Consider the following 14680-nt stretch of genomic DNA (forward strand, 5'->3'; position numbering starts at 1 on the left):
TTAGTACAAACCTAATTATACCAAAGGTTGGAGCCCTTTTTGTATTTATAAACTAGATTTTACTTTCGTAATCCAGGTTTATATTCTTTACTTTTTCATCAAGGTATTGTAGTATTTCTATATACCTAAAATAACTAGGTAGGTGAAAATAATGTTTAATCGGGAATTAGTGAAAGGCAGTACTTCACTTTTGCTGCTTCAACTTCTGGATGAGCGTGATATGTATGGATACGAGCTTGTAAAAGAACTGGAAAAGCGCAGCAGCAATGGGATTTCCTTCAAGGAGGGGACGCTTTATCCCGCGCTGCATAAGCTTGAAAAGCAAGGGTACATTGAGTGCTATTGGCAGGAACAAGAGAAGGGACCTGCGAGGAAGTATTATCATATAACTGAAAAAGGAAAAGAAATGCTCCTTGAAAAAACCCATGAATGGCATGACTTTGTTTCAGTGATGAACAAGGTGATAGGGAGAAAAAAGCATGGAACGGTTGAAGAATGAGTTTTTAGCAGAACTTGCGGAGCGTCTCGCTAAACATCAAGAAAAAAATGCAATTTTAAAAGAATACGATGTTCATCTTGATGAATTTCTTGCAAGTCTCCCTGATCTAGGCGACGAAACGGAAATACGCAACCAAATTTATTCAAAAATAGGGACACCTGAAGAAATTGCAGCTATGTGGAAGGAAGAGCTTTCCGTTACACCCAGCAAGATGAAATGGTTGTTTGTGGCCGTGAATATTGTATTTTTTGGCGGTGGCTCCGTTCTCACTCTGGCACATAATCTGTTTGAATGGAACTGGTTGACAAGTATATGGGCTCAATTGACATCCATTCCAATCATTATTGCACTCATTTACTTATTTTTCTGGGCACTGCTTGGATATGAAATAGGCAGGGGGTTTGGACATAGCGGAAAGAAGTTGTTAAAAGGGACTTTTTTCTTGGCCTTAATTCCGAATATCACATTAATGATTTTAACGGTTTTTCAAATCATTCCTCATAGATGGTTTTACCCGTTGCTGACAAAAACTTTTATACTGCTATGCATATTATTTACGCTTCTTTTGTATCCTGTTTGTCTAATTAGCTTTAAGTGGGGAAAAAAAGCTTCTGTTTAGGCTTTTTTTTGAATATGTACATAGAATTTCTATATACATAGAATTAAGATGGAGGTTAAATCATGGTATTAAAACTTGAAAAGATAGACTGGCTGTTTTTATGTATGTGCCTTTTAGCGGGGATTGTTGCAGAAGAATCATTTTTCAGAGACCAGATTGGCATATCCTATATCGTTTTTATCGTCGTGTTTTACACAATTGTTTATTATAGGTTTAAATCGTATCCATTTTCGCACCAACGGTTTGGCTATTTAGTCCTTATATCAATATGGCTTTTGGCAATATGCTATTTCCTGTATGACACTGTCCTTTTTTATATGTTGAATATCATCATCATTCCTGCTCTTGTCATTTTTCATCTTGCTTTAATCACTTCATCGGAAAAAACAGAATGGAGCAGTGTTCGATTTATGATTTATGCTCTGAGCCGTCTTTTTAAGGGCATTGGTTTTAGTGCGATATTTACAAAAGATATTGTCGGACTCATAAAGCGGAAAACGAACAACAAGCATGCTCATATTTGGATGAAGATCCTCATTGGCATCGTCATATCAGTCCCGTTTTTGTTTATCATTCTTTATTTATTGATTTCGGCGGATTCCCAATTTGAAAGACTCATTAATCATATTCCTCACCTAATGAGCTTTAGGGTTGATTATGTTTTTCGTTTTATGGTTATTCTTCTTTGTACTTTTACCTTCTTTGGTTTTATGGAAGTTCTGGCGCGCAACAATGCCCATCCCATTAAAAGGGAAGGGAAGCCAATTACAATCGATGGAATTGTCGCTCTTACGGTGTTGGTCCTTCTTGATTTGATCTATGTATTATTTGTGGCAGTCCAATTCAAATATTTTTTTAGCGGCACGTTAGATGAAAGCTTTACATATGCGGAATATGCACGACGCGGTTTTTTTGAACTGTTATTTGCAACCTTGATCAATCTTTCCGTCACAACGGCAGTGATTCATTTTACGAAAAATGTTCAAGGATTTGTGAAAACAACAATGCGAATAGCCTTAACCGTGCTTGTTTTATCCAGCGGAGTTTTGCTCATATCGGCATTCATGCGGTTAACCATGTACGAGGATGCATATGGCTTTACATTTACCCGGGTACTCGCGCATTCGTTCATGATTTTCCTGATGGTTATCTTTGCCTATACGTTAATAAAAATCTGGCTCGAAAAGCTCTCCTTATTCCATTTTTATTTTATTGCATCGCTTATCTACTATGTCGGCATGAATGTTGTAAACATCGACAGGTTTGTAGTTGAACGGAATATGGATCGCTTCGAGCGCACTGGAAAAATTGATATCCATTATTTAAACAGCCTATCATCAACAGGAATTCTAGGTTTAATGGAGATTTATGAAAAAAATCCCCATATTTCAGAATTGGAAGATTTGCTGAAGCAGAATAAAGAAGAAAGAGAATATTTAAAAAGCCATTCGTGGCAGTCACAAAATTTTACAAGAAACAAAGCATATGAAAGGCTTGAAGAATTGGAATTCAAATAAGGTTTTGTCCTTTTTAAAGAAAGTTTTTTTAGGGTTTAACACTTTGAACAAAGACCTTAGTTGTCTAGCTTCGACGGACAGGACGTCCTAGTGCCGCCGGCGCCACAGGACGTGGCGACCTAAGGCGGCCAGCGTCTATCGACTAGCAGACTTCCGCCTCAAAGGGTGCTCCTGCGCCATAGCATATTCGATGAAGCTTTGTTCAGCTCGTCGCAAAGCTCAGGATGCCAATTCAAAGAAGCAGCTTTCCTACGATAAGTCAACATCGGCTCCGACGCACAGGATGTGCTAGTGCAGGCGAAGCGGCAGGACAAGGAAAGCTTCGACAGCATCAGCATCGCACGAAGGAAAAGCGAAGCTTTTTCGAGGACGTCGCTGCTTGAGCCTGCCTTCGTCGCCGTGTTTCCTTTATCTCGTCGGAGGCACTCAAGTCTGTACGTCGATGGGCAAGGCGCTTGCGCTGTTCTTAATATGAAGGAGGATAATGCAAGGCCGGCAGTTTTACAGTTTATTCGGAGGAAAAAAAGCCTACGATATTTATACTGTATGTGAAGAAATGGGCTGGAGGGTAATAATCAAGATTGATCCTGACAAGCCCGAACATCTTATTATCAAAAAATATGATCATCGCGAACGCGCTTTTCTTGAAGTTTTGGCAAAAACTTCGGCACAATCATGCTATGCTACTTATAGATTGTTTTGAAGCGAGTGATGGATTTGAGTATTTTTATTTTGGAAGATGATGTAATTCAAGCTCAGCATATGAAGCGGCTGGTGAAGGAAATTTGTGAAAAACGTCAGGTGCCGTATGATTTTATTGAAGTGACGAGTAAAAGTGCGGATATTATTAAAAAAATGCCGCTGACAACCTATGTCCCGATATATTTTTTGGATATTGAAATTAAAAGTGAGGAGCGCAAAGGTTTGCAAGTCGCACAAGAGATCCGCAAATATGATGCACACGGCATGATTGTGTTTGTCACAACGCATTCCGAATTTGCACCCATCTCGTATCAATATATGGTGTCGGCTTTAACGTTTATTGATAAGGGCTTGCCTCATGATGAACGCTATCGCCTGTTTGAACAATGCCTGCTGCATTATCAGGCGCGCAATAGAACTGATATTCAGACCGATGATTTTATTGTTGAAAACGCCCATACAGCTATACGTGTGCCGTTTGCAACGGTGGAGTATATCAGGACTGATGAACCGCATCGGTTGGCATTGGTGACGACGGACCGCTTGATTTCTTTTTATGGCACGTTAAAAGAAATGGAAGCATTGGATGAACGTTTGCTTCGTTGTCATCAATCTTATATCGTCAATACCGTACAAATGTCTTCTTATGATGCAAAGCAAAAGATGATCGTCTTAAAAAGCGGCAAACGCGTTCCTGTGTCACGTCGTTTAGGGCGGAAAGTACGCCTGATATTAAAGGGTGAGCTGTAAATGTACGTGTATGATATAATCGCGATTGTGCTGATTGGCATTAGCCATGTCTTATTATACATTCGCTTGATTCGTTATAACCGCCTGTCCTATGTCATGGTAATCGCTTTAAGCATTGTCTTCACGATCTTGCTCGGCATTGTTGTGACCGTAACAGGTTATCCTGAACTTAATATTTTGATGCTGCTGCTATTTTTATTGAGTTTGGGTTTGATGAAGGACGAATTGCCTTTTATGCAAAGCCTCTATTTTGCATTAGTAAGTATCGTCATCATTACATTGGCGAAAATGGTATTCATAGAACTTGGCATAAAGTTGTTTTTGTTCACACCATTTAATTTGTATGTATGGACAGCCAGCATCATTCATCTTATCGTTTCGATTGCCATTGTCATTTGCATTGTGCTCTGGGGCAAGCCGATTCAAAAGCTTGCCCGGTATATTGTCGATAGCCCCCTTTATTACATAAGCTTTGTGCTTCTTGTTGCCGGCCTCATTGTAGAGCTGATTTTGACGGCGCCTGCGACCCATTTATTGGCTGCCTTGTATCAACAATATCAACAAGCGAGTTATATGGCGGCATTCGTTTTGTTTTTTGTGCTGCTGTTAATGGTGTTGATCGGCTCCCATTTGACAAAAGAAAGGATGTTGGAAGAACAACAAGAGCGCCTGGATAAGGAACTGCTGGATTATGTGGGGAAGTTGGAACTTCTGCATGATGAATTGGCCAGTTTTCGCCATGATTATCTGAATGTGTTATTGGCATTGGATGAAGGAGTGCGTACGAAAAATATAACACTAATCGAACAAGTTTATCGTGATGTAATCGCCCCGACTTCAAAACTGATGAACAATCGCGAGTTGGATATTGTGAAGTTGTCGCGCATCGCTGTTCCCGAAGTGAAAAGCGTGTTGAGCGTAAAAGTGGTGGCTGCCCAGCAGCAGCAAGTAAAAGTAATGGTCGATATTCCACAGCCGATTCAAGAGATTGCGATGCCCATGATTTCTTTTATTCGCGCCATTTCCATTTTGGTCGATAACGCGATGGAAGAAGCGGTTTGCAGCAAGGAAAAATTGCTGCAACTTGCCTTTTTTGAAAAAGAGGAATGCCAATATTTTATTGTCCGCAACAGCTGCAGGCATGAAGCCATTGATTTGCAGAAAATATACGAAAAATGCTATTCCAGTAAAGAAGGAAACCGGGGATACGGGCTGTTTTCGTTAAAGCGTTTGATTGATAAAACAGCTAATGCAACGTTGGAAACGGCTTTTACAGCCCCTTATTTTAGCCAAACACTCTTATTGAAAAAAGTGACCAACTATGATGAAAATTGAACCAAATATGATAAAGCTGCAGACTTTAAACGCGTGCTGTTATACACTTTCATAGGGGAGTGGATGTTCTGTGGCGGGTGTTATTTTTACAGCGGCCATCGGCATGGGATTACCGATAGCTGCATTTCTTTATGCGTGTTTTAGGAAACGGTATTTTCCGTTTTTATTGGGTGTGTTGGCGTTTGTTGTATCTCAAGTTTTGATCCGCATACCATTACTGAAATATATAGGGGAACATAGTACAGCCTTTGTCATGTTTAGCGCTACGGAGCCTGTCCTATTTGCTATAGTGCTCGGTTTATCGGCCGGTATTGTTGAGGAACTCGCCCGCTTTACGGCGATGCGATTTTTCATGAGGCAGCGTGATTGGCAGTCGGGCTTTTTATTCGGTGCAGGCCATGGCGGCATCGAAGCGGTGTTGTTTGTCGGCAGCAGTGCGATCGCCTTGCTGTTTTCTTCCGCCGCTCTTGCCGACAGCGAAATTTATTTTATCGGTGGTATTGAGCGTTTCTTTGCGATGTTATTGCATATAGGGCTTTCGATTATCGTGTTGCAAGGCGTTGTCCAAAAGAGGATTTTTTACGTTCTGCTCGCCATATTGATCCATGGGTTTGTGGATGCGTTGGTTGGGATTTTGCCGTTATATGTCCCGAAAGATCACGTACTGCCCGTTTTGGAAGTAACGTTAGCTATGATGGCGTTGGCCGTGTTCAATTATGGTTTATGGACCAAAAGAAAGGGAGTATGGCAATGAAGAGAGTTTTATTTACCGTGCTAAGTGTTATGGCCATGCTGGCACTTGCCGCATGCGGGGGCAAAAAAGTCGATGATGCGACTTCGGAAAAATATATCTCGAAGGCTGAAAATATTGTCTCATTATTAAACGAAGGCAAGTATCAAGAAGTGCATGCAATGTTCGATGATGAAATGAAAACGGGATTGCCGGAAGATCAAATGAAAGAGCTAACGCCTATTATCGAGGAATCCGGAAACTATGAAAAGATTGATAAATCGTCAGTGGAAGAAAAAGACGGTTTTTATATTGTTGTGCTCGTGGCAAAATATAGTAATGAAAATCGTGTGTTCACCATTACCTTTAACGATCAAGACGAAGTGGCAGGGTTATATATTAAATAAGTTCAAAAAAAGTGATCAAAGGGGCGCTCAACAAATTGTTGGACGTCCCTTTTTGTGGTCACGAATAAGGTTTAATCAAATGTTTGATTAGCTGAATGAATCTTGATAGGATCCGTTTACGGGCCATTTTCAATCAAATGTTTGATTAAACTTATTTTTCTTCCGTCACAACCGTTGCATTATAGATCACGATGCGTTTTCCATCTAAATCAAACAGTACCTTATTTCCGTACTCGGTATCTTGAATATCGATTTTTCCCTCATATTGTTCAATGAGTTTACCGTTACTGCCGTATACTTTTACAGTCCTTTCCATTCCCCCGGTATTGTTTGACTTAATATTTTTAATCGCTCTCTGCCCGGAAGCGGTATTGACATACCATACAACGGTACCAATAATCAGTGCAATGACAACCAGTGAACCAAAAACACCTGCTTTTTTCATTTCCATTCCTCCTCGTCCATCTGCCCATGTTTACGAATACAGACAGAAAAAGTTTCATAGAGAGCAAAACGGAGTAAAAAAGGTGTCCCGATCCTTAATGGGAAAGAAGCATCCCGCGAAAGGATGCTTCTTTCCAGCTATTGTTTAAAAGTATCCGGCATGACGACAGCAACCACTTCACCTGTTGCACAAAGCGTGTCTCCTGCAAAAACTTCTGCATTTACTTTGAACTTCTTGGGATGAATTTCTTCGACCTTTCCGAGCGCTTTTAAAGCCACACCTTGCGGGGTTGGCTTTACAAAATGAACTTGTAACGAAGCCGTGACAAATCGGGGGGGCTCATGTCCGCTTCCGGGCTCATGGCCGTTTTTTCTATGTAACGCAAGCGCTGCCGATCCTGTCCCATGGCAATCAATGAGTGAGGCAATCAAGCCGCCGTACACGAAACCGGGAATGGCGGTATGCTCTTCTTTTGGCTCATAGATCGTAACAGTTTCGGTTCCTTGCCAACCTGTCCGAAAGTGGTGGCCGGCCTCATTTAACTTTCCACACCCGAAACAATGGGCGAATTCATCCGGATAATCATCTTGAATGGCGTGAGTGATTTGTTCCATATTACGATCCCCTTTCATTTATTGCAAAATTTTTCTAATTATCATTATACTAAAGTTTTTGGGCGAAAAGTATCTACAAAAGATACCAGGGCCATAAAGGTCAATCATATCCCAAGGAAGAGCGGCGGGTCGCCTGGCTCCCGGCTTAGGCTGTGAGAGTTAATTTCATCAAGAAAAAGCGTTTCTCATAGGCTTGTTCAAATAAATTGGGCATATTTTCTGATGTTTAATGAAAATAAAGTCGTTTAATTTTGATTGCTAAAAGCCGCATTCTTCCGTTGAAAAGTGCGGCCTTCCAAAAAAATAATTGTTTAATTTTCATGTTCGACTCATGGTTATGGACAGAATTTGCGATAAAAAAGTTGTTTAGTGTTATTCCATAATCGCGCCTTATTGCGGAAGATGGTTTTAAAGACCAGTAAACTTGATTAGTCTTGAACCTTTCGTACATATTGATCCTCATTTCGATCTTTCACGACTATCCCTAGCTCATTTAAGTCCATTTTTAAATTTTTTGCTTTTTTCTTATCTCCTTCTCTAATTGCATTTCTACGTTCATATAAGATAGCATTGATTTTCTCTCCAAATGCATTATCTTCCAGGGTCCAAAGAACGAATTCATCTACATATGGATCCTGTTCACTCCAGGGGTAATGATGATACAGAAAGATTTCTTTTATTTTGTTCCTCTTGATGTCCGTATTTTCACTCAAAAGTTCTTGACCTTTATTACCGATAATTACGACTGTATTATCTTCCATAAAGATTTCTTTTACTTCAGACTTTCTAATTTTCTTTTCTTTATCATCTTTATTGATCATTATTTCTTGATTATTTACGCTCATTTTTAATGCTTCACTATAGATTGTTAGTGATAAAAGAATACCTATAATACCGCCTGCGAACATCAAGATAATAGATACCCAAAAAGGATTGAATGAATTCAAAAGTTCAATGACTTTTGAATCTGAAAAGACAGGTATTCTTTTTATTAATTCCAACAACTTCGGGAGAAACCAACCTATCGTTCCTAAAACAACAGGAGATAATATTGCAATCAACTTTTCTAAGAACCCCATACCAATTTTAGATGTACTTTCCATTTAAATTGCCACCTCCAACATTATATTTAAAGCTTAAGATTTTTGGAGTATTTGCCATCGTCCTCATTTAACCATTTTTAATATGGCTTTTGTAAGTTTTTCACTATATTCTTCCAGGGTAAGTTCATGCTGAGATGATAACATAGACTCTGATATTGCCCCTCGAATAACAGTTGCAATCACTTGAGGATGAAAATCACTAAATTCTTTAGATTCTTGCCCTTTGTCAAGAATTTCTTGCAATAAATCATTTAACAAATCTTCATCATTATCTTCTATAAGATAATAAGGTACGTTATCTGGCGTACGGGCATTAAAAACAATTTCAATTAAAGCAATGTTATTTACCCGGTTTGTAACCTGATAGGCTAAACTCGCTTCTATAAAGGCCATTAATTTTTCCGTAGGTGTTTGTTTTTGTTCTACTTTTTCTTTAATAAAGCCCCACTCTTGTTGAACCAAATACATTAAGGTATTGTTCATCAAATCTTCCTTACCAGAGAAATGATAAGATATAAGCCCCGTACTTATATTTGCCTTATTTGCTATTTTGGACAGGCTCGTGCTGACGTATCCAACTTCTCTTAGAACTTCTACTGCAGCTTTAATAATTTGTTCTCTCCTGGCTTCAGCTATTAAATATTGTTTATTTTCCATTTAAATATCCACCTTTATATTTTATTGAATGGTCATTTTTAAATTTGGTTAACCAATCAATTAAATTGTATACACTTATATTATTCCTGTCAAGAATATTTTCTATTGTAATGTAATGTACAGTTCACTGTACCTCTTTTATTCTTTCCTGTTTATTCAGCAAACTGGCCCGTTAATGGAATAAAACTTTATTTATTATTGCCATGAAAAATCCCTATGGACAAATCATATACAAAGGGGTAAAACGGTGCAACTTTATTTCAACTGCACATTAAACAACTTTTTTATTACTCAACATCTGATCCGGGCATTGACCCAGCCGAATTATTAGTATACTCTTAAATAAAAATATTTGTATACCGTCGACGAAAAAAGGGGGAAGGTTTTTATCGTTAAAAAAGTCAGAAAACAAAAAACACTGAAAGAACAGGTATATGAGTACTTAAAAGAAAGAATCATTTTAGGAAAAATGAAGCCAGGCGAGCGATTGATTGAGGAAAAGATTGCCGAAGAACTGGGTATTAGCAGAAGTCCCATAAGGGAAGCGGTCCGGATGCTTGAAAAAGACGGGCTTCTGCTGGTCAATAAAAAAGGCGGCGTAACGGTTGTAAAACCGACAATAGAAGATTACAAGTATTTATATGAATGCAGAATTGAAATCGAATCGCTTGCTGCCTTTTATGCTGCATTAAGGAGGACGCCTGAAGAATTGGCAATGCTAAAAGAGCAGTTTTCGGAGATGGAGAGGGTCAAGAATCATCCGACCTTAGTGGAAGTGCACGAAATCAATAACATTTTCCACGAGACCATTATTAAAGCCGGTAAAAACCCTTTTCTTATTGCCATTACTTCACAGCTGCGAGGGGTAAAAACTTTTTATCGCGGGGCAATTCTCGAAGTGAACCCTTTTCGCATGGAAAATGCCATTGTTGAACACGGCAAGATTTTTCAGGCAATTGAAAATAAAGATGCTGAAGCTGCAAGAACCAGCATGAGGATGCACATTGAAAGTGATTATAGGCATTTTGAGGAACTGATTGCCAAAAAGTAGGAGTGAATCAATTGGCAAATAAAAAACCACTAGAAGGTGTAAAAGTTTTAGAGCTTGGCAATTTGGTTGCTGCACCTTTTGCGGGAAAAATACTTTCCGAATTTGGTGCTGAAGTCATAAAAGTGGAAGAACCGGTTTCCGGAGATCCGCTCCGGAATTGGCGTGTTATGCATAAGGATACTTCCGTTTGGTGGTATGTGCAGGCAAGAAATAAGAAATCTATTACCGTTAACCTCCGCCATAAAGAAGGACAGGACATTATTAAAGAGCTGGTTGAAAAAGTGGATGTGGTCCTGGAAAACTTTAAGCCGGGCACGCTTGAGAAATGGGGGCTTGGATATGAAGATATGCAAAAGATAAACCCCTCTATCATCCTTGCAAGAATCTCCGGATACGGCCAAACCGGTCCTTATAAGGAGAAACCGGGATTCGGCAGTGTAGCAGAGGCAATCGGCGGATTAAGGTTTTTAACCGGCTATCCGGATCTCCCTCCTATTCGTGTCGGAATCGCGATCGGTGACATGGTGGCCGGCTTGTATGCAGTCATTGGCATTCTCATGGCGCTCAGGGCAAGAGATGCCGATTCGGATAAAAAAGGCCAAGTGGTGGACGTAGCATTATATGAATCTGTGTTTAGCCTGCTGGAAGGGATTTTGCCTGAATATGATCTGACAGGTCAAATAAGAGAAAGAACCGGAGCGACATTGCCGGGGATCGCACCTTCGAATACGTATAAATGTGCAGATGGCAATTATGTTGTGATTGGCGGAAACGGAGATAAAATTTTTCAGCGGCTCATGATGGCCATTGGCAGGGAAGATATAGCCAATGATCCACGTTTTTTGACCAACCAAGGGCGGGTTGAAAATGTTGAATTCCTGGATCAAGCCATTGAACAGTGGACATTGCAATATCCATTAAAAGAAGTTCAGAAAATTTTGGACAGGGCGTCTGTACCGGTAGGTCCCATTTACAGCATTAAGGAAATTGTTGAAGACGAACAGTACAAAGCCAGGGACATGCTCCGGGAAGTCGAACTGCCTGGCGGGGAAAAAGTGTTGGTTCCCGGTATTGTGCCCAAACTTTCAAGGACCCCAGGAGATCTCGATTGGATTGGTCCCAAACTTGGTGAACATAACGAAGATGTATTGACAGAATTTATGAACTTTTCTTTCGAAGATTTCAAAAGATTGAAAGAGGATGGAGTGATTTAAGCGGGACGAACCTGCAAAATTCTTCATTGAAATAATATTTACGAGGGGGAAAAGAGAATGAAAAAACTGTTTAGTGTATTTATTGCAAGTTTATTGCTGGTAGCGCTTGCTGCATGCGGCGGAAAATCAAAAAGCGAAGAGGCTGGATCTGCATCTGGGGGCAATGAATATGAAGAAACGACCATCCGGCTCGCCTACAACTTGCCACAGGATCATTATGTCTCAAAGGGAATTGAAGAATTTGCCAAAAATGTAACAGAAAAATCAGGCGGAAAAATTAAAATGCAAGTGTATCCTGCGGGCCAGCTGTTGAGCGATAAGGATATGAACCAATCCATTCTTTCAGGCGGGGTGGAAATGGGACTCAACTCTTCGACATTATGGGCATCCACTGTCCCTGCAATGGGTATTTTTGATGTTCCTTATGTATTTAACGACTATTCGAGTGTTGGAGAAGCTGTAAATGGCGAATTTGGGGACAAACTCCGCGGTGCCATGGAGGAAAAAGGTGCAAAGGTATTAATGTTTGCTGACTATGGATTTGTTCAATTTGCAAACAATAAAAAACCGCTTAAATCTCCTTCCGATTTTAAAGGCTTAAAAATTCGCAGTATTGGAGACTTGCCATCCGAATTGATTAAAGCGTATGGGGCATCACCTGTTTTCATGGGCGCCGGGGAAGTATATATGGCCCTGCAAAGAAATACGGTGGATGGTGCAACTTCCGGGACAACGGCCATGGTGCAAAGAAAATATGATGAAGTGACAAAATACCTTACGATTAATAATTATGCTTATTTGGAATTCCTGCTGGCTGTCAACAAAGATTTCTGGGACAAGCTGCCCGATAATTCCAAAGCCCTTATTGAAGAAGAAGCGAAGAAAACCGAAGATTGGATTAGGGAACAGGCAGAAAAAGAAGATAAGAAATCAACTGAAGAGTTGGCAGAAAAAGGCATGGAAGTTTACGAAGTGCCTGCGGATGAACTTGACAAGTGGATTGAAGCAGCCGAGCCGGTGAAGGAAGTCTTTAAGAAAAATGCCGGTGAATTGGGAGCAGAGCTGCTTGAGATAGCAGAGAAGAATAAATAGTTCGGGATTGCGAGAGGAGAAAAAAACCTATGAAAAAAATAAGCGGCATATGCGACTGGGTCATCAAAATGGGAGCGTATGCCTCCGGGGGGCTCGTGTTACTGACAGTAATAATGGTTTTCTATGAAGTGATTGCCAGATCTCTTTTCCATAAACCTACCATATGGGCAACGGAACTTTCCATTTATGCCATTATAGGAAGCTGCTTCTTGGGAGGGGCCTATGCAGTCCGGACATACGCCCATGTAACGGTTGATTTGCTGATTAACGCTCTAAACGACAGGTGGAAAACGATCTTTTTCTACCTGTCCAGTTCTTTGGGACTCGTTTTTAGCATTATTTTTACAATTTATGGATTTATACATGTTGGCAAAACGCTTGAATTGGGGGAGACATCTTCATCACTTCTCCGGATTCCCATGTATTTACCAAAATTATTTCTTCCAATTGGTGGAATACTGCTTTGTTTGGCGTTTATTTTGCAAATTGTTGACCCTGCGGAGCAAGAAGAAGGGGGAGATCATGTATGAATGTTTTCTTTACGGGCGGTATGGCTTTTCTCCTCCTCATTGGGCTTCCGGTCGCTTTTGCGTTGGGGCTGCTGTCGGTTATCGGACTTTATCTGTTTAATGGGGGAACATTTGCATTTAACCAGGTTCCGATCGTATCGTATGATGCTCTCGACGACTTTTCACTCACAGCTTTGCCGATGTATGTATTAATGAGCCAGGTACTGCTGGTCAGCGGCGTCGGCAGGGATATGTATGAAATGGCGAGCAGATGGTTTCGGCATTTTCCTGGAGGGCTTGCGATTGCAACGATTTTTTGCTGCACGATCTTTTCCGCTATATCCGGATCCAGTGTTGCTACTGCCGTAACGGTTGGAGCGGTCGCTATTCCTGAAATGGTGAAACGCGGCTATGAACGGAGGCAAGTACTCGGTTTATTGGCAGGAGCCGGAACACTTGGAATTTTGATACCACCCAGCATCCCGATGATCATTTACGGCTCTGTTACAGGTGAATCTGTCGGTAAATTATTTATAGCCGGAGTCGTTCCAGGGATTGTTCTTTCCCTTGTTTTTATGCTTTATGCGGCATACTTGGGCAGACATATGAAAGATGAGCCGGCCACATGGAAAGAGAGAATGGAATCAACCCGTGTTGCAGGTTGGGGACTGCTGATGCCACTTATTATTATCGGCGGTATTTATTCAGGCATTTTTACACCAACGGAGGCTGCAGCGGTTGGTGTCGTACTCAGTTTTTTAATTGCGGCATTGGTATATAAAAATTTAACCTTTCATAACTTAAAAATGATTCTTTTGGGAACCGTGAAGACGACCGCGATGATTCTGTTTATTATGGTTGGGGCAATGCTTTTGGGTTACATCATGACGATATTGCAGATCCCGCAAACGGTTGTCAATTATGCAACCTCCCTGGATATATCACGATGGGTCATCTTTATCATGATCAATATTGTGCTGCTGATTCTCGGGATGTTTTTGGAAACGGTCTCCATTCTCGTCATTACACTTCCCATTCTTTATCCGATTATTACCATGCTTGGCTTTGATCCGATCTGGTTTGCGATCATCATGGTCATCAACATGGAACTGGCACTTATTTCCCCTCCTGTGGGAATGAATTTATTTGTGTTAAAGGGATTGGACAGAAGAAACACGATAAGCGAGATTGTCAGGGGAGTCATCCCATACGCATTATTTATGCTGGTCTTTATTGTTGTACTGGCGTTCTTCCCCGAGATTGCCACGTTCATGGTGAAGGATGTTGAATAATTTGGTTCGCTCTTTTAAGCGCAGCTTTGAGGAGTAAAAATTCTTCGAGATAATTCACTTATTTTACCCCCCCCAAATTTTGATAAATATGGGATAATTTAACTGTATTTATCATGATTTAGGGGGATTTATGGATGATTACAA

The 14680-nt window shown here is 40.5% G+C and carries 16 protein-coding genes; 12 read left to right on the forward strand and 4 right to left on the reverse strand.

Going from position 1 to position 14680, the window contains the following annotated elements:
* Positions 1–151 precede the first annotated feature (151 nt).
* The 7 genes from AB1L08_RS18695 to AB1L08_RS18725 all read left to right on the forward strand — a co-directional run bounded on the left by AB1L08_RS18695 (position 152) and on the right by AB1L08_RS18725 (position 6559).
* Positions 152–499 (forward strand): PadR family transcriptional regulator, encoded by a 348-nt coding sequence (locus tag AB1L08_RS18695; RefSeq protein ID WP_413066152.1) that lies wholly within the window; start codon positions 152–154, stop codon positions 497–499.
* Positions 480–1118 (forward strand): DUF1700 domain-containing protein, encoded by a 639-nt coding sequence (locus AB1L08_RS18700; protein ID WP_413066153.1) that lies wholly within the window; start codon positions 480–482, stop codon positions 1116–1118. The genes AB1L08_RS18695 and AB1L08_RS18700 overlap by 20 nt, the downstream gene beginning before the upstream one ends.
* Positions 1119–1180: 62 nt before the next feature.
* Positions 1181–2635, forward strand: a complete 1455-nt coding sequence (locus AB1L08_RS18705; protein WP_413066154.1) for a DUF4153 domain-containing protein — start codon at positions 1181–1183, stop codon at positions 2633–2635.
* 717 nt (positions 2636–3352) lie between these two features.
* The gene (locus AB1L08_RS18710; RefSeq protein ID WP_413066155.1) at positions 3353–4087 is read left to right on the forward strand and encodes a response regulator transcription factor; all 735 of its coding nucleotides are present in this window, start codon (positions 3353–3355) and stop codon (positions 4085–4087) included.
* Positions 4088–5422 (forward strand): GHKL domain-containing protein, encoded by a 1335-nt coding sequence (locus tag AB1L08_RS18715; RefSeq protein ID WP_413066156.1) that lies wholly within the window; start codon positions 4088–4090, stop codon positions 5420–5422.
* Positions 5423–5492: 70 nt separating this feature from the next.
* A complete protein-coding gene (locus tag AB1L08_RS18720) occupies positions 5493–6176 on the forward strand; it encodes a YhfC family glutamic-type intramembrane protease (protein ID WP_413066157.1) in 684 nt (227 codons plus the stop codon).
* On the forward strand, positions 6173–6559 hold the full coding sequence (locus AB1L08_RS18725; RefSeq protein WP_413066158.1) for a DUF3887 domain-containing protein: 387 nt from the start codon (positions 6173–6175) through the stop codon (positions 6557–6559). The genes AB1L08_RS18720 and AB1L08_RS18725 overlap by 4 nt, the downstream gene beginning before the upstream one ends.
* Positions 6560–6710: 151 nt before the next feature.
* Here AB1L08_RS18725 and AB1L08_RS18730 read toward each other — a convergent pair whose 3' ends face one another.
* From AB1L08_RS18730 to AB1L08_RS18745, 4 genes are all read right to left on the reverse strand, one after another.
* On the reverse strand, positions 6711–7004 hold the full coding sequence (locus AB1L08_RS18730; protein WP_413066159.1) for a hypothetical protein: 294 nt from the start codon (positions 7002–7004) through the stop codon (positions 6711–6713).
* 137 nt (positions 7005–7141) lie between these two features.
* A complete protein-coding gene (locus AB1L08_RS18735) occupies positions 7142–7618 on the reverse strand; it encodes a PaaI family thioesterase (RefSeq protein ID WP_413066160.1) in 477 nt (158 codons plus the stop codon).
* A gap of 428 nt (positions 7619–8046) precedes the next feature.
* Positions 8047–8721, reverse strand: a complete 675-nt coding sequence (locus AB1L08_RS18740) for a YqeB family protein (RefSeq protein ID WP_413066161.1) — start codon at positions 8719–8721, stop codon at positions 8047–8049.
* Between the two features lie 63 nt (positions 8722–8784).
* Positions 8785–9378: a TetR/AcrR family transcriptional regulator gene (locus AB1L08_RS18745; RefSeq protein ID WP_413066162.1), complete on the reverse strand. Its 594-nt coding sequence runs from the start codon at positions 9376–9378 to the stop codon at positions 8785–8787.
* Between the two features lie 352 nt (positions 9379–9730).
* Between AB1L08_RS18745 and AB1L08_RS18750 the strand changes: the two genes are divergently transcribed.
* Genes AB1L08_RS18750 through AB1L08_RS18770 form a run of 5 tightly spaced genes read left to right on the forward strand, consistent with a single transcriptional unit; the run spans position 9731 to position 14536 of the window.
* Complete coding sequence (locus AB1L08_RS18750; protein ID WP_413066163.1) at positions 9731–10429, forward strand: GntR family transcriptional regulator; 699 nt, start codon at positions 9731–9733, stop codon at positions 10427–10429.
* 11 nt (positions 10430–10440) lie between these two features.
* Positions 10441–11643 carry a CaiB/BaiF CoA transferase family protein gene (locus tag AB1L08_RS18755; protein WP_413066164.1) on the forward strand — a complete coding sequence of 401 codons (1203 nt, stop codon included), beginning with the start codon at positions 10441–10443 and terminating at the stop codon, positions 11641–11643.
* 57 nt (positions 11644–11700) lie between these two features.
* Positions 11701–12735, forward strand: coding sequence for a TRAP transporter substrate-binding protein (locus AB1L08_RS18760; protein ID WP_413066165.1), 1035 nt, complete (start codon positions 11701–11703; stop codon positions 12733–12735).
* A gap of 29 nt (positions 12736–12764) precedes the next feature.
* Positions 12765–13265 (forward strand): TRAP transporter small permease, encoded by a 501-nt coding sequence (locus AB1L08_RS18765; protein WP_413066166.1) that lies wholly within the window; start codon positions 12765–12767, stop codon positions 13263–13265.
* A complete protein-coding gene (locus AB1L08_RS18770) occupies positions 13262–14536 on the forward strand; it encodes a TRAP transporter large permease (RefSeq protein ID WP_413066167.1) in 1275 nt (424 codons plus the stop codon). Before AB1L08_RS18765 ends, AB1L08_RS18770 begins: the two co-directional genes overlap by 4 nt.
* Positions 14537–14680 lie beyond the last annotated feature (144 nt).

It is taken from the genome of Siminovitchia jepli (assembly GCF_047228825.1).
Lineage (GTDB): Bacteria > Bacillota > Bacilli > Bacillales > Bacillaceae_C > Siminovitchia.

Bases quoted from the DNA above. Each gene is read 5' to 3' on its own strand.
- AB1L08_RS18760 (WP_413066165.1), top strand. From the start codon at position 11,701: ATGAAAAAACTGTTTAGTGTATTTATTGCAAGTTTATTGCTGGTAGCG.
- AB1L08_RS18730 (WP_413066159.1), bottom strand. From the start codon at position 7,004: ATGAAAAAAGCAGGTGTTTTTGGTTCACTGGTTGTCATTGCACTGATT.
- AB1L08_RS18765 (WP_413066166.1), top strand. From the start codon at position 12,765: ATGAAAAAAATAAGCGGCATATGCGACTGGGTCATCAAAATGGGAGCG.
- AB1L08_RS18705 (WP_413066154.1), top strand. From the start codon at position 1,181: ATGGTATTAAAACTTGAAAAGATAGACTGGCTGTTTTTATGTATGTGC.
- AB1L08_RS18695 (WP_413066152.1), top strand. From the start codon at position 152: ATGTTTAATCGGGAATTAGTGAAAGGCAGTACTTCACTTTTGCTGCTT.
- AB1L08_RS18700 (WP_413066153.1), top strand. From the start codon at position 480: ATGGAACGGTTGAAGAATGAGTTTTTAGCAGAACTTGCGGAGCGTCTC.
- AB1L08_RS18725 (WP_413066158.1), top strand. From the start codon at position 6,173: ATGAAGAGAGTTTTATTTACCGTGCTAAGTGTTATGGCCATGCTGGCA.
- AB1L08_RS18715 (WP_413066156.1), top strand. From the start codon at position 4,088: ATGTACGTGTATGATATAATCGCGATTGTGCTGATTGGCATTAGCCAT.
- AB1L08_RS18745 (WP_413066162.1), bottom strand. From the start codon at position 9,378: ATGGAAAATAAACAATATTTAATAGCTGAAGCCAGGAGAGAACAAATT.
- AB1L08_RS18770 (WP_413066167.1), top strand. From the start codon at position 13,262: ATGAATGTTTTCTTTACGGGCGGTATGGCTTTTCTCCTCCTCATTGGG.
- AB1L08_RS18740 (WP_413066161.1), bottom strand. From the start codon at position 8,721: ATGGAAAGTACATCTAAAATTGGTATGGGGTTCTTAGAAAAGTTGATT.
- AB1L08_RS18735 (WP_413066160.1), bottom strand. From the start codon at position 7,618: ATGGAACAAATCACTCACGCCATTCAAGATGATTATCCGGATGAATTC.